Here is a 19,198-nt window from a genome sequence, read left to right on the forward strand (position 1 = left end):
GGCCGGCGCCGTGCGCGTCACGTCCGCTACGGTGTCGGGTCCACCACCATCGCCGAGCCGCCTCCCCGGCGTACCTTCTCGGCGGCGGCCAGCCACTTGCCGTCCGGCAGGCGCTGCACGCCGGTCGCCGCGCCGATCTCGGGGTTGAGCGAGAAGGAGTGGCCGATCGCCTGCAGCTTGCCCCTCAAGTCGCTGTTGTAGAGGGCTGGTTCGAGTTCGGTCCGGGCCGCGTTGCGCTGGCTGGCGCGGGGTGCGGCGATGGCGTCGACCAGCGGGAGGTGGCGGTCGAGGAACTCGGTCAGGGTCTGCAGCACGGTCGTGATGATGGTCGCGCCGCCGGGCGAACCGAGCGCCACCACGGGCCTGTCGTACCGGTCCAGCACGATCGTCGGGGAGATCGACGAGCGGGGCCGCTTGCCCGGGCCCGGCAGGTTCGGGTCGTGCACCGCCGGGTTGGCCGGGGTGAAGGAGAAGTCGGTCAGCTCGTTGTTGAGCAGGAAGCCCCGGCCCGGCACGGTGATGGCGCTGCCGCCGGTCTGCTCGATGGTGAGCGTGTAGGAGACGACGTTGCCCCACTTGTCGGCCACGGTCAGGTGCGTGGTGTTCTCGCCCTCGTACGTCGTCGGCGCGGCCGTACCGCCCTTGCCGCAGGCCGCCGGATGGCGCGGGTCGCCCGGGGCGAGCGGGCTGGTGAGGACCGCGTCGTCCGTGATCAGGCAGGCGCGCGAGTCGGCGAACTTCTGGGACAGCAGCTGCTTGGTCGGGACGTCCTCGAAGGCGGGGTCGCCGACCCAGCGCCCCCGGTCCGCGAAGGCGATCCGGCTGGCCTCGATGAAGTGGTGCAGGTACTGCACCTCGCTCGCCTTCGAAAGGTCCGTCTTCTCCAGGATGTTGAGCGCCTCGCCGACCGTGGTGCCGCCCGAGGAGGAAGGTGCGATGGAGTACACCTTCAGGCCCCGGTACGTGGTGTGCGTCGGCTTCTGCAGCTTGGCCCCGTAGTGGGCGAGGTCCTTCGCGGACAGCTTGCCCGGGCGGGCGTCGTAGCCCGAACCGGCGGCCACCGGCGGCTTGTTCACCGTCTTGACGATGTCCCGGCCGAGGTCGCCGTGGTAGATCGCGCCGACGCCCTTGCGCGCCAGCTCCTCGTAGGTGCGGGCCAGGTCGGGGTTCTTGAAGGTGGATCCGACGACCGGGAGCCTGCCGTTCGGCAGGAACAGCTTGGCGGTGTCGGGGAAGTAGCGGAACCGGGTCTCGTTGTCCGCCGTCTGCGAGCGGAAGGTGTCGTCGACGGTGAAGCCGTCACGGGCGATCCGCTCGGCGGGCTTCAGGACCGTGCCGAGCCCCCTGGTGCCCCACTCGTCCAGCGCCGTCTGCCAGGTGGCGGGAGTGCCCGGGGTGCCGACGCTCAGGCCGCTGGTGACGGCGTCGGCGAAGGCGAGCGGCTTGCCGTTCTCCACGAAGAGGTGGGAGTCGGCGGTCAGCGGCGCGGTCTCGCGGCCGTCGATGGTGTGCACCGTACGGGACTTGGCGTCGTAGTACACGAAGTAGCCGCCTCCCCCGACGCCGGAGGAGTAGGGCTCGGTGACGCCGAGCGCGGCGGCGGTGGCGACGGCCGCGTCGACCGCGTTGCCGCCGCGCCTGAGGACCTCGATGCCGGCGGCGGAGGCGTCCGCGTCGACACTCGCGACGGCGCCGCCGTAACCGACGGCCACCGGAACCTTGGTGACCCTGGTGACCTTCGCGCCGGTCGCGGCGGGCGGCGCCGCCCCCCCCCCCCCCCCCCCCGCGCCCGAAACCGCCCGGACCCCCCGCTTCCGTCCCCCCCAGCGACCCCCCCGTCGGGACCGGTCCGCGCAGCGTAGCCAGATTGCCGGGGCACCGACAGGGGGCCTCTTCCGGCCGCCACACGAACGTCACACATCGAACACCGGTACGCAATCGGACGCTCGGGGCCGCTAGCATGCGCGGCCATGAACGACGACCTGCGCAACATCGTCCTGGGCCTGGTGGCGACCGGCATGTCCGCCTCGCTGGGCTGGATCGCCCGGACCTCCCTGTGGCGGCGCAAGCTGCGGCGCAAGCAGGCGTTCTTCGGACTGCCGGAGAACGCGGAGTCGCTGCTCGTCGTCAACCGCGACCCGGCGGCCGCCGAACCGGCGGTGCACCGCTTCGACGTGTTCGCGCTGCTGGAGCTCTCCGCCCTCATCAAGGACTGTGGTGCGAACGCCCAGGTGGTCACCCAGGACGCGGTCCAGCAGGGCTTCGGCGAGCGGACCGAGTTCTGTGTGGGCGGGCCGTCCTCCAACCGACGGATGGCCGCCCATATGACGGCGATGCTGCCCGGCCTGTGGGTCAACACCGATCCGGAGCCGGGGCCCGAGCGGGGCGCCTTCCGGATCGGCGGCGAGCACTACCCGATGGAGCGGGGCGTCGCCGAGTACGTGCTGCTCGCCCGGGTCACCGCGGGCGGCCAGGCCCGGCCGGTGTTCCTCTTCTGCGGCCAGAGCGCGATCACCAACCAGGCGGCGACCCGCTATCTGGCCCGCCACCACGAGCGGCTGCACCGCAAGCACGGCGCCGGCTCGTTCGTGCTGCTCCTGAAGGTGCTCAACTCGCAGGCGTACGGCCCCGACGTGGTCGAACTGGTCGCGGACGTCACCCGGGCGGCGCGCACGCCGCTGCCGGAGACGGCGCCGCCCGGGACCACGTGAGGGTTCAACAATCTTTACCGGCACGTAACTTACCAGCGGGTTACTTGCGGTAAGGGGCGCCGGTTACCGTCGGGTCACTTTGCACTGACACGAGTGAAGGAGTGACCCATGGGACACGGTCGCACCGCTGTGCGCACCGCCGCCGCCGGAGCCGTCTCGGCGGCGCTCGTCGCCGGTGGCGTCGTCGGGCTGGCCCCGGCCGCCCAGGCCGCCGCCCCCGCCATCCGCTTCGTCGACATCGCCGGCGACGGCGGCACCGTACTGAAGGCCAACGTCGTCACGCCCGCGAACGCGAACGGCTCGCACCGCTACCCGCTCGTCGTGCTGCCCACGAGCTGGTCCCTGCCCCAGGTGGAGTATCTGGCGCAGGCGCAGAAGCTCGCCGACGCCGGCTATGTGGTCCTCACCTACAACGTGCGCGGGTTCTGGCAGTCCGGCGGGCAGATAGAAGTGGCCGGTCCGCCCGACGTCGCGGACGCCTCCAAGGTCATCGACTGGGCCCTCGCCCACACCCCGTCCGATCCGGCGCACGTCGGCATGGCGGGGGTGTCGTACGGCGCCGGGATCAGCCTGCTCGCCGCCGCCCACGACAGGCGCGTCAAGGCGGTGGCGGCGCTCAGCGGCTGGGCGGACCTGGTCGCCTCGATCTACTCGGGCCGCACCCAGCACGTCCAGGCACTCGGCGTGCTGGACGGCTCGGCCACCCTCACCGGCCGCGAGAGCCCCGAGCTGCGCGAGATGTTCGACAACCTGTACTCCTCCAACCTGGCGAAGGAACAGGAGATGATCGCCTGGGGGCGCAAGCGCTCCCCCGCGACCTATGTCGACCAGCTGAACAGGAACGGCGCCGCGGTCATGCTCGCCAACGCCTGGGGCGACACCGTCTTCTCGCCCAACCAGTACGCCGACTTCTACCAGAAGCTGACCGTGCCCAAGCGGCTGGAGCTGCGCCCCGGCGACCACGCGACCGCCGAGCTGACCGGCCTGTTCGGGCTGCCCAACGACGTCTGGACGGACACCGAGCGCTGGTTGGACCACTACCTCAAGGGCGCCGACAACGGCATCGACCGTGAGCAGCCGGTCCAGATCGAGTCCCGTAGCGCGGGGGGATACGAGGGCTACCCGGACTGGAAGGCGGTCGGCGCGACCAGGAGGAAGATCGCACTCGCGGGCTCCACCACCATCCATGCCAACGTCGACTCCGGCGCCGACGGCGGGATCGTCTTCCTCTCCAGCATCCTCGACCAGATCGCCCGGCTGCCGCCCATGGCCTCCATGCCGCTGCTGCCGCGCCGCTGGGCGGCCGTGTGGCAGTCGCAGCGGTACGGCGCCACTCAGCAGGTGCGCGGTACGGCCACCCTGCACACCACCCTCACCCCGACCGCGGAGAGCGGCACCCTCGTCGCCTATCTCTACGACGTGGGGCCGCTCGGTCTCGGCAAGCTGGTCACGCACGCGCCGTACACCTGGCACGGGCAAACGCCCGGCAAGCCGTTCGACGTCAACCTGGATCTGTTCTCCACGGCCTACGACGTCCCCGCCGGACACCGTCTCGCCCTGGTGGTCGACACGGTCGACCCGCTGTACATCGAGCACAACCCGTCCGGCGCGCAGCTGACCTTCTCCTCGCCCCCGGACGACCCGTCGTACGTGTCCGTCCCCGTGCGCGAGCAGTGATCTCCGGCTGCCGCCGGACGAGCCTGGCCCGTATGAACTGCCACCCCCCTTACGGTCTCGGGGCCGTGGGGGGCTCCCCACCCGGCAGCAGCGTCCCAGGCTCGGCCGCGGCTACCGCCACGGCCTCGGTCTTGGGACTGCGCTGCTCACGGCGGGACACCCAGCCGGCGAACCACGAGAGCAGCATGCACATCCCGATGTAGATCGGCGAGATCACCATCACCACGGGGATGAACGGCAAATCGTAGTCGAGGTTGGAGGCGATCAGTTTCCCGGCATGGAGGAACTCCTCGTAGGTGATGAGATAGCCGAGGGAGGTGTCCTTCAGGGCGACCACCAACTGGCTGATGATGGCGGGCAGCATGGCCCGGACGGCCTGGGGCACCAGGACATGCGTCATGACGAGCGTCTTGCGCATGCCGAGCGCGAACGCGGCCTCCCGCTGGCCGCGTTCGACCGCGTTCACGCCGGAACGGAAGACCTCGGCGAGGACCGAGCCGTTGTAGAGGGTGAGGCCGGCGACCAGCGCGGGCAGCGGCTGCACCTTGAGCGCCACGAAGATGAAGAAGATCATCACCAGGACGGGCATGGCGCGGAAGAACTCCACGACGAGCGTGGCCAGCAGGCGCACCGGCCGGTGGTCGGAGAGCCGCCCGGTGGCGAGCACCCCTCCGAGGGCGAGGGAGAGGACGACCGCGATCACGAAGGCCCTCAGGGTGTTGCCGAGACCGCGCAGCAGCAGTTCCTGGATGCCCTTGTACTCGAAGGGCATCCACTTGGTGTACGTGAACTGGCCGGTGTCGAACAGCAGATACAGGATCCAGGCGATGAGGCCGAGGATCACGGCGGTGGACACCACGCCGTAGAGGCGATGCCGTTGCCGGGTGCGCGGGCCCGGGACGTCGTAGAGGGCGGTGGTGCCGGTCATCGGGCGACTCCCCGGGTCCGCTCCAGCACGTTGAACAGCGCGCTGATGGCGAGCGTGATGATCAGGTAGCCAAGGGCGATCCAGACGAAGGTCCAGACGATGTTGTAGCCGAGTTCGCTCAGCGTCTTGTACGTGCCGAGCAGTTCCGTGACGCTGAACGCGCCCGCGATCGCGGAGTTCTTCGCGAGTGCGATGAGCGTGGAGCCGACCGGCGGGATCACCGAGCGGAACGCCTGCGGCAGCACGACCAGGTTCAGGGTCTGGCCGAAGGTCATGCCGAGGCTGCGGGCCGCCTCGCCCTGTCCCCGGGGGACGGTGTTGATGCCGGAGCGCAGTGCCTCGCAGATGAACGCCGAGGTGTAGCAGCCGAGGGCGAGGACCGCGAACACCTTGAAGGGCAGCACGAGGCCGAACCGGGGCAGTCCGAGCAGCACCGCGAAGAACAGCAGGGTGAGCGGGGTGTTACGCAGCACGGTGACCCAGACGGTGCCGAAGACACGCAGGGAGGCGACGGGGGCGACCCGGAAGGACGCCATCGCGAAGCCCAGCACCAGCGCCAGCAGCCCCGCGTAGACGGTGAGTTCGACGGTGCCGAGGAAACCCTCGGCGTAGAGGGAGAAGTTGTCGGTCAGTACGTTCATGCCGTCCTCGCTCAGCTCGCCGGGTAGCGGTCGATCGCGGGCGGGTGGGGTGCGGGCACACCGGACAGACCGAGCGTGGCCTCGTACGCCTTCTTCCAGTCGCCGTTCCTCTGACGGGCCTCCAGGGCGTCGTTCAGGGCGAAGCGCAGGGCGTTGTCACTGCGCGGGACGCCGATGCCGTACGGCTCCTTCGAGAACGGATCGCCGGCGAGCTTGAGTTCGCCGGGGGCCTTGGCCGCGTAGCCGATGAGGATGGCGTCGTCGGTGGTGACCGCGTCGACCTGGTAGGTGAGCAGGTTGTCGACGCAGACCGAGTAGGTGTCGTAGCCGACCAGGACCGCCTTGGGGTAGTCGGCCTGGATGCGCTGGTACGGCGTGGAGCCGGCGGCCGAGCAGACGCGTCGGCCCTCGAGGTCCCCGGGGCCGTGGATGTCGTTCTCGTCCTTGCGGACCAGCAGGGACTGGCCGGCCATGAAGTAGGGCCCGGCGAAGCCGACGAGCTTCTTGCGGTTGGCGTTGATGGTGTAGGTGCCGACGTAGTAGTCGATCTGACCGTTCTGCAGGGCGGTCTCACGGTTGGCGGAGGCGATCGTCCGGAAGTGGATCGTCGACGGCGGGAGGCCGAGGGAGGCGGACATCATCTTTGCGATCTCGATGTCGAAACCGGAATAGGTGCCGGTGGCCGGGTCCTTCTCGCCGAGGTAGGGCTGGTCCTCCTTGGCGCCCACGACGAAGTAGCCGCGCTTCTTCGCCCGGGTCCAGGTGCCGGAGGCGGGCAGGGTGAAGTTCCGGTCCACCCGGTAGTGCGGCAGCTTGTCGGCCGCCGGACCCTTGGTGGGCGGGCTGCCGTCCTTGCCGCAGGCGGCGGCGAGCAGCGCGAGGGCGGCGCACAGGGCCGCACCCAGGGCGCGGGGCACCCGGATGGGCACACGGGTGGTACGGATCATGGTTCGCACTCCCCCGGATCAGTGCTTGAGGATCTTGGAGAGGAAGTCCTTGGCACGCTCGCTGCGCGGGTTGGTGAAGAACTCCTCCGGGGTGCGGTCCTCTATGATCCGGCCGTCGGCCATGAAGACCACCCGGTTGGCGGAGGCGCGGGCGAAGCCCATCTCGTGGGTGACGACGACCATGGTCATGCCCTCGTGGGCGAGTTGGCGCATGACCTCCAGCACCTCGTTGATCATCTCCGGGTCGAGGGCGGAGGTGGGCTCGTCGAAGAGCATCGCCTTGGGTTCCATGGCGAGGGCGCGGGCGATGGCCACGCGCTGCTGCTGGCCGCCGGAGAGCTGCGCCGGGTACTTCTCGGCGTGCGCGAGGAGGCCGACCCGCTCCAGGAGTTCACGGGAGCGGCGGTCGGCCTCGTCCCGCCTGCGCCTGCGGACCTTGACCTGAGCGAGGGAGACGTTCTGCAGGACCGTCTTGTGGGCGAAGAGGTTGAAGGACTGGAAGACCATGCCGACCTCGGCGCGGAGCCGGGCGAGGGCCCTGCCCTCCTGGGGCAGCGGCTGTCCGTCGAGCGTGATGGTGCCGGACTCGATGGTCTCCAGCCGGTTGATCGTCCTGCACAGCGTCGACTTCCCCGAGCCGGACGGGCCGATGACCACGACCACCTCCCCCTTGCCGACGGCGAGGTCGATGTCCCGCAGGACATGCAGCTCGCCGTAGTACTTGTTGACGCCCAGCAGCTCGATCAACGGATCGACGGCCATACGCAGCCCTACTCACTCTCAGCTGTGTCGTGGTTGCCGCAACCTATCCAGACAAAAGCGGCACTGAATAACGACACGCACTTTTCGGGCATTAGCCGTATTTACCGCACAGGGGGCAGTGTGAGGGACTGAACGTGTGGGAGGCGGGGCTCAGTTCTCGGCGATCTCCGCGTACAGCTGGGACAGTTCGGGGACGCCGCTCGCGGCCCATTCCCGCCCGGCGTCCGCGACCTCGATCTCCCGGCCGGAGGCCAGTCGTACGACGGGCTCGCCGTCGGAGCGGATCCGCCAGCCGGCGCCGGGCACGGTGCGCACCACGACCGTGCCCAGATAGAGCCCGGCGTCGTGGCCGAGCCAGGGCAGGGTCTCGGCGTCGTCACGCCAGCGCGGGACGAGCTGGTCCAGAGCCTCCAGGGAGGCCGGGGTGTCGTCGAGGCGGACGCCCGCCTGGGCCGCCTGCGCGCGCAGCAGGTCGCACTCGGACAGCAGTGCGGCGACCGACTCGGGGTCGGCCGGGAACGCCGCCCCACCGTTCTTCTTGTGCCGGTGGCCCAGGAACGGAAGGTTCATGGACCCAGCGTGGCATCAGACGTCGAGGTCGACCACCACCGGCGCGTGATCGGACGCACCCTTGCCCTTGCGCTCCTCACGGTCGACGTAGGCGTCCTTGACGGCCTGGGCGAACGGGGCGTTGCCGTACACCAGGTCGATGCGCATGCCGCGGTTCTTCGGGAAGCAGAGCTGGCGGTAGTCCCAGTAGGTGTACGGGTGGTCGTACTTGAGCGGGCGGGGCACGACGTCGTTCAGGCCCGTCTCGCGCAGCGTGGCGAGGGCGGCGCGCTCGGCGGGGGTGACGTGGGTGAGGCCCTCGAAGGCGGCCGTGTCGTAGACGTCTTCGTCCGTCGGTGCCACGTTGTAGTCACCCAGCACCGCGAACGGGCGGCTGCCGCCCGCGTCACCGGCGACGGCTGCCTTCAGCGCCTCGAACCACTGGAGCTTGTAGACGTAGTGCGGGTGCTCCACCTCGCGGCCGTTCGGGACGTACACCGACCAGACGCGGACCGGGCCGCAGGTCGCGGAGATCGCGCGGGGCTCCTGCACACCGTCGTAGCCCGGATCGCCGGGCAGGCCCTTGACCACGTCCTCGATGCCGAGGCGGGAGAGCACCGCCACGCCGTTCCACCGGCCGGTCGCGTGGATCGCCGACTCGTAGCCCAGCTCGCGCAGCTGGTCCGAGGGGAACTGGTCCTCGGCGACCTTGGCCTCCTGCAGGCAGAGCACGTCCGTGCCGCTGCTCTCCAGCCAGGCCAGCAGCCTCGGGAGGCGGGCGGTGATCGAGTTCACGTTCCAGGTCGCGATGCGCATGTCTCACAACCTACCCGGAGGGTCTGACAACCGGCCTCAGACCTCCGCCGAGGCTCCCGGCATCAGCCTCTGGTGGTCGGTGCCGCCCAGGGCGCCGATCTGGCGGTCGTAGATCGGGCGGGCGAGATCGGTGAGCAGGGCGTCGTGGACGTCATAGGCGCGCTGCGGCTTCAGCTCGCGGACGTAGTCGATGACCTCGGAGATCTTGTTCCAGGGGGCCATGACCGGGAGCATCAGGGTCTCCACGGCGTGGTCGGGGACGGTGAGGGCGTCACCCGGGTGGAAGACCTTGCCGCCGTCGATCAGATAGCCGACGTTGGTGATGCGCGGGATGTCGGGGTGGATCACGGCGTGCAGTTCGCCGTGGACCTGCACGTCGAAGCCGGCCGCGGTGAAGGTGTCGCCGTGGCCGACGGTGTGCACCCGGCCGGGGAAGGCCGCCGCGAGCTGGTCGGCGACGGACTTCAGCGTCCAGATCTCGGCGGCCGGGTTCGCCTCCAGGCCGGCCCGTAGCCGGCCCTCGTCGAAGTGGTCCGGGTGCTCGTGCGTGACCAGGATCGCGTCCGCGCCGACGGCCGCGTCCCGCTCGCTGAAGCCGCCGGGATCGATGACGAGGGTCCGCCCGGCCTTCTCCAGGCGGACGCAGGCGTGGGACTTCTTCGTGAGCTTCATGCTCCCTATCCTGCCGAAGGCCCGCCGGACCCGGTGGCACCCGGCTCGCCCGGTCTTCACTCGGCGGGCGTGGTCTCCTCCTGGATGACCTCCCGGGCCACCCGGAACGCGCTGTTCGCGGCGGGCACCCCGCAGTACACGGCGGCCTGGAGCAGCACCTCCTTGATCTCGTCCGGGGTGAGGCCGTTGCGCAGCGCCGCCCGGACGTGGAAGGCCAGCTCCTCCAGGTGCCCGCCCGCGACCAGCGCGGTCAGCGTGATGCAGCTGCGGGTACGGCGGTCCAGGCCCGGCCGGTCCCAGATCTCGCCCCAGGCGTAGCGGGTGAGGAAGTCCTGGAAGTCCCCGGAGAACTCGTCGGCCCCGGCCAGCGCCCGGTCCACGTGCGCGTCGCCGAGCACCTCGCGGCGGATCTTCAGCCCGGTCTCGTACCGGTCGGACGGCCCGGGAGCCTGCGCCGGTACGGCGGCCGGGGCGATCTCGGCGAGCGGCACGGCCTGCGGCGGCGCGACCGGTACCGGGACGGCCGCCAGGCTCGGCAGTGCCGTCTGGCCGGTGTCGTACGGCTGCTGCCAGGCGGTGCCGAAGTGGTGCACCAGCAGGTCGGTGACGGCGGCCGGCTGCTCGACCGGGACCAGGTGGGAGGCACCGGGGACCACCGCGAGCCGGGCGTCCCGTATGCCGGCGACCAGGGTGCGGGCCTCGGCGGGGCCGGTGACCTGGTCGTCGGAGCCGACCAGCACGAGGGTCGGCACGCCGGCCCGGCCCAGCTCGGGGCGCACGTCGAAGGCGGCGAGTGCCTCGCAGGCGGCTATGTAGCAGCCCGGGTCGGTGGTGCGGACCATCTGCACGGCCCACTCGGTGATCGCGGGCTGGGCGGCGGCGAACCCGCCGGTGAACCAGCGGTCCGGCGAGGTCCGGGCGATCGGGTCGAGCCCGTTGGTCCGGACGATCACCCCGCGCTGGCGGAACTCGTCGGCGGTCCCGAACCGGGGCGAGGCCGCGACCAGCGCCAGCGAGGCGAGCCGCTCCGGGTGCCGCAGGGCCAGCTCGATCCCGATCGCACCGCCCAGCGCACAGCCCGCGTACCCGAACCGCTGCACACCGGCCGAGTCCAGCGTGGCCAGCAGCCGGCTCGTCAGCTCGGTGACGGAACCGGCCGGGTGGGCGGGGGCGCCGCCGTGCCCGGGCAGATCGAAGCGGAAGACCCGCCACTGCTTGATCAGCTCCGGTACTTGGCGGTCCCACATGTGCCATGTGGTACCCAGTGAGGGACCCAGGATCAGGACCGGAGCGTCTTCTGGCCCGTCAAAGCGGTATTGCAAGGTGTTCGGTGATGTCTCGCTCACTCGTCCGAGCCTCTCATCTGTCACGAGATGTCACATCGCCGGGGTGAACCTAGCGGGCCTTGTCCCGCTCTCAACGAGTCACTCAGCTGGTAGTCCCCGTGGCTCACGCCTTCTCCCCCGCCGCAGCCCCGTGCAGGCCATCCCATGTGGTGGCGGCCCCGCGAAGATCCTCTACATCCGGCTTGACGTACCACCGCTTGGTCGTCTTTACGTTCGTATGCCCAGCCCATCGCGCGAGGATGTGGTCCGGGACACCGTTGTTGGCCAGGAAGGTGAAGCACGACGAGCGTGCGTCGTAGAGTCTGACGCGACGGAGTCCGAGAATCTCCATAAGCCGGTACGCGCGCCGACGAAGTTGCTTGATCGTGAAGGCATCCCCTGCTTCGTGCACCAACACGTAGCCGGACGCGACGTACGCCTGCCCCAGGGAGAGCCTCTCCTCCGCTTGCAGAGCCCTGAACGCCTTGAGAGCGGCTAGCACCAGAGCCGGCAGCGGCAGAACCCGCTCGCCCGCAAGAGACTTGGTGTCCTTCTCCACTACGTATCGGTTGCCCACCATCGTGCGCGTGTTGGCAATGACAATCGTGGCGTTTTCCAGGTCAACGTCGTCCCACCGAAGGCCGCAGACTTCAGCTGGACGGAGCCCCATCAGTGACGCGCCACCCGCCCGACGGCCCGCCCAGCGTCACGGCCAATTGCAGCACGAGGCGTTCAGCGATGGCTACTTCACATCACCGTGAGACCAGGCACACAGCTGGACCCACGGTGACCGCACCACAGTTCGTCAGGGCCGGCAGGACGGCCGGACGCTGAGCAGCTCGGTCCGCAGCACGGGCGTGCCGTCGACAGGCGCCGGGTCCTGCGAAGTCGGCTCGATACCGCCAGCCGCGATCTTGTCGAGCGTCTTCAGACCGGCGGCACCGACAGTGCCGAACACCGTGTAGTCCGGTCGCAGCGCGGAGTCGCCGTAGACGACGAAGAACTGCGAACCGTTCGTGTTCGGCCCGGCGTTGGCCATCGCCAGCAAGCCGCGCCCGTAAAGGCGGCGGGCGCCGGTCGGATCGCTCGGTGCCGGCGGCAGGTCCACCGGCAGCTCGTCCTTGTACTCGTACCCCGGCCCACCCTCGCCGGTGCCGGTCGGGTCGCCACACTGTAGGACCTTCAGCGTCGGGTACGCCGTCAGCCGATGGCACACCGTACGGTCGTAGAACCGGTGCCGCGCCAGGTGCACGAAGCTCTGGACCGTGCACGGCGCCTTCGCCCGGTCCAGACTCAGCGGGAGCGGGCCCTGGCTGGTGCGGACAGCCATACCGACCGTGCCGTGACTGGGGGTGTGCCGCGGGTCGGGCGGCAGGGGGACCCGCCGCGCCGCCGGCTCGTCCGGGGTCTGGGTGTACTGGCAAGGACCGTGCGTGGTGCGCGGCGGGGCATCGTAAGCGGAGGCGGTGGTGGTGCCCCCGGACACGGCCAACGCCGCTGCCGCCAATGCGGTCATGAGAACTCGGTTCATCCTGCACACCCTCCAAAAGATCGCCAGATTTCGGAGCGGTCGCAGCCTAAAGTGCGGCCCGGCGGGCGAGAACCCGCCCGCAAGCCAAATCCACCTCCCAGCCTTCGGCCCGCGGCCGCAGGCCACTTCGTTCGGATGCAGCACAGCGTCGGCTGCGTTCCGGCAGACCGAGAGCGGTGTGGCCGGAGCGCATCGCGGGCTGGCGCCCGACCTGGGTCCCAGCCAGTTGCGACCGTCACCCACCCGCGACGGATGGCCGGCGCTTGGTGGGAGACCGTCGGGCAGGAGCCGCTCCTTCCGGCGGCCGCGCGCCCGTGCCACGCTTCGCTGCGTCAGCCTGACGCATGGTGCTCATCCCATGGAAGGAATAGGTCATCGGTCGCCGGCGAGCGTGTGATCGTCCGCCCTACGCTGTGTGTCTCGCCGCTCGCCGAGCGGCTCGCACCACTGGTGTGGAGCTTCTTCCCGCCCTGCCACGTTGGTCGAGGACCGGTGTCTGCGGGGCACGGAACTGTCGGAGGGGACATGAGGTTTCCGGGGCGCAAGGCTGTCTCGGTCGCGGCCGTCGCGCTGACGTCGCTGGGCATCGGAGGGGGCACGGCGGCGAACGCGGCTGTGGGGGCGGCGCCCACGTGCAGCGGTTCCGAGTGCACGGACCTGGTGCCGGCCAATCTCTCGGCCAGCCAGGGTGCTTTGAACGTCACGCAGATGCAGTTGGAGAACATCAGCGCGGTCGCCACCGACCCTCGTACCGGGCAGCCCCTGGTCGGCGTCAAGATCCAGTTCTACACCGTCGGAGGCCGCTTCCTGGGGGCGTCGTACACGAACCATGACGGCATGGCCGGGGTCAGCGCGCCGGAGAACTTCGGGCCCGGTACTGTCCAGGAACTGCTGGGCGGGTACGAGGCCGTACTGCTCGGCGATGGCGTCCACGCCCCGGCCAGCGCGCACGGAGCGATCACGATCGGCACGGACTGCTTCGTCAGCAACTGCCCTCCGGGCAGCGACCGCAGGCTGAAGCTGGACGTGGTGCCCGTGGTGTGGAGCCGTTGACGATGCGCTTCCTGCCCCGACGACCCGGGACAGCCGGCAAAGGCGATGGGCACCCGCCCCACGCACCGTCCGCCGAGGCTGTCGCCCCGGCTCCGGGACACCCCGTCAACGGTCACCAAGTCCTCAGGGCGGTCGTCGGCCTTCCCGTCAGTACGTGGCGCTACCTCTGGGAGGCCGAGGACGTCCGGCACATCGGGCCGATGGCACAGGACTGGCACACGGCCTTCGACTTCCACCACGAGAACACGGGTGTCATCCCCACCGTCGACATCTGTGGGGTGGCAATGGTGTGCATCCAAGCGCTCAACCACCGCGTCGACGAACTCGTCGCTGAAGTCGAGCGCCTGCGAGCTGCCGCGGACAGGCCCACGGTCTGAAGGCCCGGCGCGTCACGGGAAACGTGCCGGCTGCTCGCCGTGAAGAAGCGACAGCGCCACGAGAACGCATCCCGATCGGTCAGGCGGGGCAGCGGGAGGCCCACACTGCAGACCGGTAGGTGCCGGAGCGGCACGGCACGACGGGTGCGGGCGGTGTTCCTTGCAAGCTGCTGACGACGAAGACGTACCCGGGGCCGCCGCGGTGCCGTTGACGTACGCGTACGGCATCGTGACGGTCACCGGGAAGCCCAGGTTGGCCTTGGCGATGTTGGTGAGCTTGAAGCCCGAGCCCAGCGTGCCGCCGGAGGCGCGCTGGAAGGCGAGCTGCGCCACGTCGCCTCGACCTTGGGCACCGCCTGCGTCAGGAAGTCCCCGCGGTTGCCCTCCGGTGCGGGCAGCTCATCGGCGGCCGGGACCCCCTCACGTCTGCGGGGCGGCCGTCGACACCACCCCCGTACCAGTACCAACTCGCCTCAGTGTTCCTGAAGCCCGGTTGTGCGGAGCGTGAGTCATGCGCTGGCCTGGTGTCCGAGGGCGCAGGGCGGGCCAGGGTAAGCATCTGCCGGTACTGCGGCGGACGACTGAGGCCAGGAGCCCGGCCCGGGACGGAGTTCTGTTCGTCGGTGTGTCGGTCCAGGCAGTGGCGTCGGGAACGGTGGTTGCGCAAGCAGCCGGCGGCCGTTTCGGCTGCCGGCAAGGGCACGCCGGCTCGCGTACGGGCCGACCGGCACGGCCAGTCACGGCGTCACCAGGACGATCATCCACCGCCCCGGTAACGCCCGTTCAGGCTGGCGCTGCAAGCCGAAGGAGGCACTTCACGCGTTGGCCCGGCGCTGCGGCAGGGTGCGCTCATTCGCAGTAGACGTCCGCCCCGGGCCGTCGGCCGGTGGCCAGGAACCGAGAGACCGTCTCGTCTCCGCAGGCGTTGCCGTTGGCCAGGTAGGCCTCGTGACCGGTCGAGTTGACGGTGACCATGACGGCACGGCGGCCCAGGGCGGTACGGAGCTTGAGGGCGCCGCTCAGCGGGGTCGCCACATCGCGCTCGTTCTGGACAAGCATGATCCGGCCGTCCGGTCCGCGGTCGGTGATCCGCACCGGCGCCTGTTCCGGCCGCCACGGCCAGGCGGCGCAGACCATTGCGTTGCGAGGCATGCCCGCGGTCAGGGGGTACTTGGCGCGGCTCTCGTCAACGGCCTTCTGGTAGACAGCGGTTGACCGGGCCCAGGCGACGTCGTTGCAGATGGTGGCGGCGGCCACGCCGGTGAGGTTCTGCAGCACGGTGTCCGGGGGCGACTGCGGTGCGGGCGGGACCGAGCCCTTGCGCGCGGCCAGGATCAGCTGGGCCAGACCGGCGTAGTCGTCGGGGTCGTAGAAGCTGTTCAGCATGGTCTGGCGCAGGACGTTGCCGTTCAGCTCGGCCGGGTTGGCGCCGGGCCAGGGGATCGGGGCGCGGTCCAGGCGGGCGGCGAGACGGAGGAAGAGCGGGCGCACCTCGGCGGCCGTGCCGGCCAGCCGGTACGGATTGCCGGGCGCTGACGCCCACTTGGCGAAGACGGGGAAGTTGTCCTCGACGCCCACCTCGAACGCGGCGAGCCAGGCGCGCTCCGCCCTGACCGGGTCGGGGTCGCCGTTGCTGTCGAGGACGACGCGGTCCGTGCGCTGCGGGAACATCTGGGCGTAGACCGCGCCGACGTATGTCCCGTACGAGACGCCCCACGCCGACAGGCGGCGCTCGCCCAGCGCGGCCCGGATGCGGTCGATGTCACGGGCGTTGTCGACCGTACTGATGTGTCGTATCAACGCGCCGCCGTTGCGGGCGCACGCGTCCGCCATGCGCCGGGCGGTGGCCATGTTCCCGGTGACCGATCCGTCGGCGTCGGGCCAGGGCCGCAGCGCCGTCAGGGCGAGGTCGCCGTGGTCGACCCCGCAATCGACCGCGGTGGAAGGTGCGTTGCCGCGCGGCGCGAACCCGATCAGGTCGTACTGGTCCCGCACGGCCTGAGGAAGCTTCTGCCCCTTGCCGGACGGGGCGTCGAGGCTGTCGCCGCCCGGCCCGCCAGGGATGAGCAGCAAGGCGCCCCGGTGCGCCGACGGCTTCTCGCTGCGGATACGCGAGAGCGCCAGGTCGATCTTCGGGCCGTTCGGGTCGGCGTAGTCCATCGGCACTGTGAGGGTCGCGCACTCCTGTCGGGGATCGAGGCCAGTGCCCTCACACCTGGCCCAGTGCAGCGGGCTGCCGGCACTGGCTGAGGCCGTGACCGGAGTGATCAGGCCGAGGAGGACTGCGGTGGCGGCGAGGAGTGAGGCGTTGCGGATGCTCTTCGTCATGGCCAGAGCCTCGCTGATCTTCGTCGGCTCTCCTAACCGGTCAACATCCGTGTTTCCAGGGGGCCTGCCCCCACCCCCTCGGCTCGGGTTCGCCACACGTCCCGGCGGTCCATGGAGAGGATCTGTGAGCATCACCGGGACCTCGACGCCGTGCCCGGTTGGCCATGTCACTCGTCGTGGGCTCTGGTCCACTCCGTGGTCGCGTACGCAGCGTGACTGTCGATCTTCGTGTGCCGGAGATTGAGATCGCAAGAATCGCCCGGCCGGAATGCTGCGTGGTCGACAGTGCTGCGCCGTGGACGAAGCGCGGCCGCAGCTGCATGAGCTGCCGTTCTCCTCAGTGGAAGGCGTGTCCGTGGAGTCCGTCGGCATGGCCGACGCGGTTGTCCGAGCCGAGGCCCGGAGCACAGCCGCGCGGGCGGCCTGATCCGGAGTTACTGAATTCCGGTCCGACGGCGCGTCGCGTTGCCGGCACCGGGCCGCGTCGGGCGGTCAGAATCGTGAGGACGCCGCAACGAGCCGGCAGGCCCCTATCGGGACACGTTCCGTCGGCCCGGCACCGACAACGGACCATCCCCGGCCAACGGTCGACACTGTGACACCGGGACACTTTGGTCAGAAATATCATGAGTCAGACCCCGGACCCGGGACAGCACCCACCCATCCTCCCGCCACTCATGGCATCCCTGCCTCTCCACGGCTGTCCGCACCACGGGGCAGCACACCAACGTGCCGACGATCGTGGCCGGCAGCCTGGGGGTGCCGTTGCCCCGGGCTGCCCGACACTCCTACCCAGCGGGAGCGTTGCGTTGCGTCACCTGATGCCGTGGACGGATTGAGGATCTGTGGCCGGGAGGGTAGGCCCGGCTTTCGCGGCGGCGGGGGGCGGCGTCACGTAGACCGGGGTGGGGTCGGGTTCGGGTGCGCAGGTCTTGGCGATGACACCTTTGCCGGTGGGGAGGCGGCCGTCTCGCAGGTAGGCGGTGAAGGTGTCGTCCAGGCAGGCGTTGCCGTGGAAGAGGATTTCGTGGAAGCTGCCGCCGTTCTGGACGACGAGTTTGGAACCTGGCAGCGCCTTGTGCATGGCAAGGGCACCCGGATAGGGGGTGGCGGCGTCCTCGGTGGCCTGGAAGAGCAGGACGGGTGGCAGGCCCTTGCCGGTGATCTTCAGCCGGCCGGCCGGGTCGCCCTGGTAGGGCCAGAACATGCAGGCGGCGTTGTACCACATATTGTTGTACGTGTAGAAGGGCGCGGCGGCGTTGACCTTGGCCTGGTCCCTCTTCCAGAACTCCCAGTCGCGCGGCCAGGTGTTCTCGGTGCACTGGACCGCGTTGTAGGCCGGGAACGTGCCGTCGTCGGCGCCCGGGGCCGCATAGCGGTTGTAGGCGATCTGCAGCGGGCGGGTGTCGTTCTTGGTGAGATAGGCCGACAGCACGGTTGCCATCTGCGGCCAGCGCAGGAAGTTGTAGCCGCCGCCGTAGAAGGTGTCTTCGAACTCCGCGGGCCCGATCTTGCCGGGGGCCGGGGCGGCAGCCACCGGGCTGGTCCGCAACGCGGCCTCGACCTGGTAGTACTTCTGCTCCACGGTGGGAGCGTCAGTGCCCAGGTGGTACACCGAGTCGGCCTTGGCGGTCCATGCCGCGAAGGCGTCGAATCGGCGCTGGTGCTCCTTGTCCTGCAGGATGTTGTGGTCGTACCAGCTGATGGTCGGGCCGACGATGCTGTCCAGCACCATCCGGCGCACGTGCGAGGGGAACAGCTGGCCGTACGTCGAGCCCAGCGAGGTGCCCCACGAGCCGCCGTAGAAGTTGATCTTCTGGACGCCGAGTGCCCGCCGGATGCTGTCCATGTCGCGCGCGTTGTCGACGGTGGTCATGTGCGGCAGGAACCAGCTCCAGTTCGCGGCGCAGTCGGCGGCGTACGTGGCCGACTTCTCCAGCCACGCCTGCGAAGTACCCTGGCTGACCTGGTAGTCCGGCCGCTCGGCGTCGAAGTAGTGTGCGTCGCACGTGACGTGGGGTTCGCTGGCGTTGGTGCCCCGTGGGTCGAAGCCGATCCAGTCGTAGGTCGAGGCGACGTCCTGGGGAATCTTTCCGGAGACGTAGGCGGGCATCCAGAGACCGGAGTCGCCGGGACCGCCGGGATTCAGAAGGATGGGCCCCTGCCGTTTGCTCTTGGGCGCGGTGGCCGGGAGCCGGTTCACCTTGATCTTGATCTTGGTGCCGTTCGGCTGCGTGTAGTCCAGCGGCACTTCGAGCATGGCGCACTGCAGCGCGGGAGTGGTCGCGTCGCGGCAGGAGCTCCAGGTGAGCTTGCCCTGGCCGGTGTCCCCTGACGCGGTCATGGAAGCGGAAGCAGGGACGATGCCCGCGCAGACTCCGCCGAGGACGGCGACGACCGATAACAGGACTCTAGCTTTTGTCATGGAGGCATCATGCCGCTATGCAATGTCACATACCATCCTCCGGCGCGCGTTACTCAACTGTGACCCACTAGGCGCGTACAGCAGGCCGTCCCGGACGGCGGCCGTGGCTCCCGTCCGGGCGACATGGCGGGAGCTAGTCGTCCGGACGGGAAGCCTGGCCCGGTAGGCCGCGCACTTCCGAGAGGCGCTTTACCTGAGGAGAAGTATTCGGCCGCTTGTGTGCCGCCGGGGAGACGTCAGAAATCCATAACTCGGCGTTATGGATGGTGTGTCGAGAATTCCGGCATACTGCCGCCACCGACAGGTGACTGCCCTCTTCCGGCATCCTCGACGGTTCCCACGCAGCCACACCGCAAGCCGTGTTCCCGCACGTCATCTCCGGTATCCGCTCATCGCAGGCGCGCACACCGGACCTTCCGGCGCAACCGGGACCGGGCGGGTGGTGGCCACGATTCC

At 69.9% G+C, this 19,198-nt stretch carries 18 protein-coding genes; 4 read left to right on the plus strand and 14 right to left on the minus strand.

Features of this window, described 5'->3' with window-relative positions; genetic code table 11:
• Positions 1-26: 26 nt before the first annotated feature.
• A complete protein-coding gene (gene ggt / locus ADK64_RS28525; RefSeq protein ID WP_053663478.1) occupies positions 27-1,868 on the minus strand; it encodes a gamma-glutamyltransferase in 1,842 nt (613 codons plus the stop codon).
• 102 nt (positions 1,869-1,970) lie between these two features.
• Here ggt and ADK64_RS28530 point away from each other — a divergent pair, with 102 nt between their 5' ends.
• Together ADK64_RS28530 and ADK64_RS28535 are read left to right on the plus strand one after the other, a co-directional pair.
• Positions 1,971-2,711, plus strand: coding sequence for a hypothetical protein (locus ADK64_RS28530; RefSeq protein ID WP_053663480.1), 741 nt, complete (start codon positions 1,971-1,973; stop codon positions 2,709-2,711).
• Between the two features lie 108 nt (positions 2,712-2,819).
• Positions 2,820-4,388 carry a CocE/NonD family hydrolase gene (locus tag ADK64_RS28535; RefSeq protein ID WP_053663482.1) on the plus strand — a complete coding sequence of 523 codons (1,569 nt, stop codon included), beginning with the start codon at positions 2,820-2,822 and terminating at the stop codon, positions 4,386-4,388.
• A 49-nt stretch (positions 4,389-4,437) separates the two neighbouring features.
• On the opposite strand, the gene ADK64_RS28540 is transcribed toward ADK64_RS28535, so the two are convergent.
• The 10 genes from ADK64_RS28540 to ADK64_RS28585 all read right to left on the minus strand — a co-directional run bounded on the left by ADK64_RS28540 (position 4,438) and on the right by ADK64_RS28585 (position 12,559).
• Positions 4,438-5,316, minus strand: coding sequence for an amino acid ABC transporter permease (locus ADK64_RS28540; RefSeq protein WP_053663484.1), 879 nt, complete (start codon positions 5,314-5,316; stop codon positions 4,438-4,440).
• Positions 5,313-5,957, minus strand: a complete 645-nt coding sequence (locus ADK64_RS28545) for an amino acid ABC transporter permease (protein WP_053663486.1) — start codon at positions 5,955-5,957, stop codon at positions 5,313-5,315. The genes ADK64_RS28540 and ADK64_RS28545 overlap by 4 nt, the downstream gene beginning before the upstream one ends.
• An 11-nt stretch (positions 5,958-5,968) precedes the next feature.
• Positions 5,969-6,904 (minus strand): glutamate ABC transporter substrate-binding protein, encoded by a 936-nt coding sequence (locus ADK64_RS28550; protein ID WP_078992883.1) that lies wholly within the window; start codon positions 6,902-6,904, stop codon positions 5,969-5,971.
• Positions 6,905-6,922: 18 nt separating this feature from the next.
• Positions 6,923-7,666, minus strand: coding sequence for an amino acid ABC transporter ATP-binding protein (locus ADK64_RS28555; protein ID WP_053663488.1), 744 nt, complete (start codon positions 7,664-7,666; stop codon positions 6,923-6,925).
• Between the two features lie 150 nt (positions 7,667-7,816).
• Positions 7,817-8,236, minus strand: coding sequence for a DUF6278 family protein (locus tag ADK64_RS28560; protein WP_053663489.1), 420 nt, complete (start codon positions 8,234-8,236; stop codon positions 7,817-7,819).
• A 15-nt stretch (positions 8,237-8,251) separates the two neighbouring features.
• Positions 8,252-9,031: an exodeoxyribonuclease III gene (locus ADK64_RS28565; protein WP_053663491.1), complete on the minus strand. Its 780-nt coding sequence runs from the start codon at positions 9,029-9,031 to the stop codon at positions 8,252-8,254.
• Positions 9,032-9,067: 36 nt separating this feature from the next.
• The gene (locus tag ADK64_RS28570; protein WP_053663493.1) at positions 9,068-9,703 is read right to left on the minus strand and encodes an MBL fold metallo-hydrolase; all 636 of its coding nucleotides are present in this window, start codon (positions 9,701-9,703) and stop codon (positions 9,068-9,070) included.
• A 56-nt stretch (positions 9,704-9,759) separates the two neighbouring features.
• Positions 9,760-11,049 (minus strand): 4-carboxymuconolactone decarboxylase, encoded by a 1,290-nt coding sequence (pcaC, locus tag ADK64_RS28575; RefSeq protein WP_053663496.1) that lies wholly within the window; start codon positions 11,047-11,049, stop codon positions 9,760-9,762.
• 103 nt (positions 11,050-11,152) lie between these two features.
• A complete protein-coding gene (locus ADK64_RS42245) occupies positions 11,153-11,698 on the minus strand; it encodes a site-specific integrase (RefSeq protein ID WP_234384731.1) in 546 nt (181 codons plus the stop codon).
• A gap of 135 nt (positions 11,699-11,833) precedes the next feature.
• Positions 11,834-12,559: a peptidylprolyl isomerase gene (locus ADK64_RS28585; RefSeq protein ID WP_053663498.1), complete on the minus strand. Its 726-nt coding sequence runs from the start codon at positions 12,557-12,559 to the stop codon at positions 11,834-11,836.
• Between the two features lie 525 nt (positions 12,560-13,084).
• Here ADK64_RS28585 and ADK64_RS28590 point away from each other — a divergent pair.
• Both ADK64_RS28590 and ADK64_RS48715 read left to right on the plus strand, forming a co-directional pair.
• The gene (locus ADK64_RS28590) at positions 13,085-13,612 is read left to right on the plus strand and encodes a hypothetical protein (RefSeq protein ID WP_053663500.1); all 528 of its coding nucleotides are present in this window, start codon (positions 13,085-13,087) and stop codon (positions 13,610-13,612) included.
• 2 nt (positions 13,613-13,614) lie between these two features.
• Positions 13,615-13,989, plus strand: coding sequence for a tail fiber domain-containing protein (locus ADK64_RS48715; protein ID WP_053663503.1), 375 nt, complete (start codon positions 13,615-13,617; stop codon positions 13,987-13,989).
• Between the two features lie 12 nt (positions 13,990-14,001).
• On the opposite strand, the gene ADK64_RS46155 is transcribed toward ADK64_RS48715, so the two are convergent.
• From ADK64_RS46155 to ADK64_RS28605, 3 genes are all read right to left on the minus strand, one after another.
• The gene (locus ADK64_RS46155) at positions 14,002-14,322 is read right to left on the minus strand and encodes a hypothetical protein (protein WP_159046350.1); all 321 of its coding nucleotides are present in this window, start codon (positions 14,320-14,322) and stop codon (positions 14,002-14,004) included.
• A 516-nt stretch (positions 14,323-14,838) separates the two neighbouring features.
• The gene (locus ADK64_RS28600) at positions 14,839-16,317 is read right to left on the minus strand and encodes an alpha/beta hydrolase (protein ID WP_053663505.1); all 1,479 of its coding nucleotides are present in this window, start codon (positions 16,315-16,317) and stop codon (positions 14,839-14,841) included.
• A gap of 814 nt (positions 16,318-17,131) precedes the next feature.
• The gene (locus ADK64_RS28605; RefSeq protein WP_053663508.1) at positions 17,132-18,661 is read right to left on the minus strand and encodes an alpha/beta hydrolase; all 1,530 of its coding nucleotides are present in this window, start codon (positions 18,659-18,661) and stop codon (positions 17,132-17,134) included.
• Positions 18,662-19,198 lie beyond the last annotated feature (537 nt).

Origin of the sequence: Streptomyces sp. MMG1121 (assembly GCF_001280015.1) — a bacterium.
Taxonomy (GTDB): domain Bacteria; phylum Actinomycetota; class Actinomycetes; order Streptomycetales; family Streptomycetaceae; genus Streptomyces.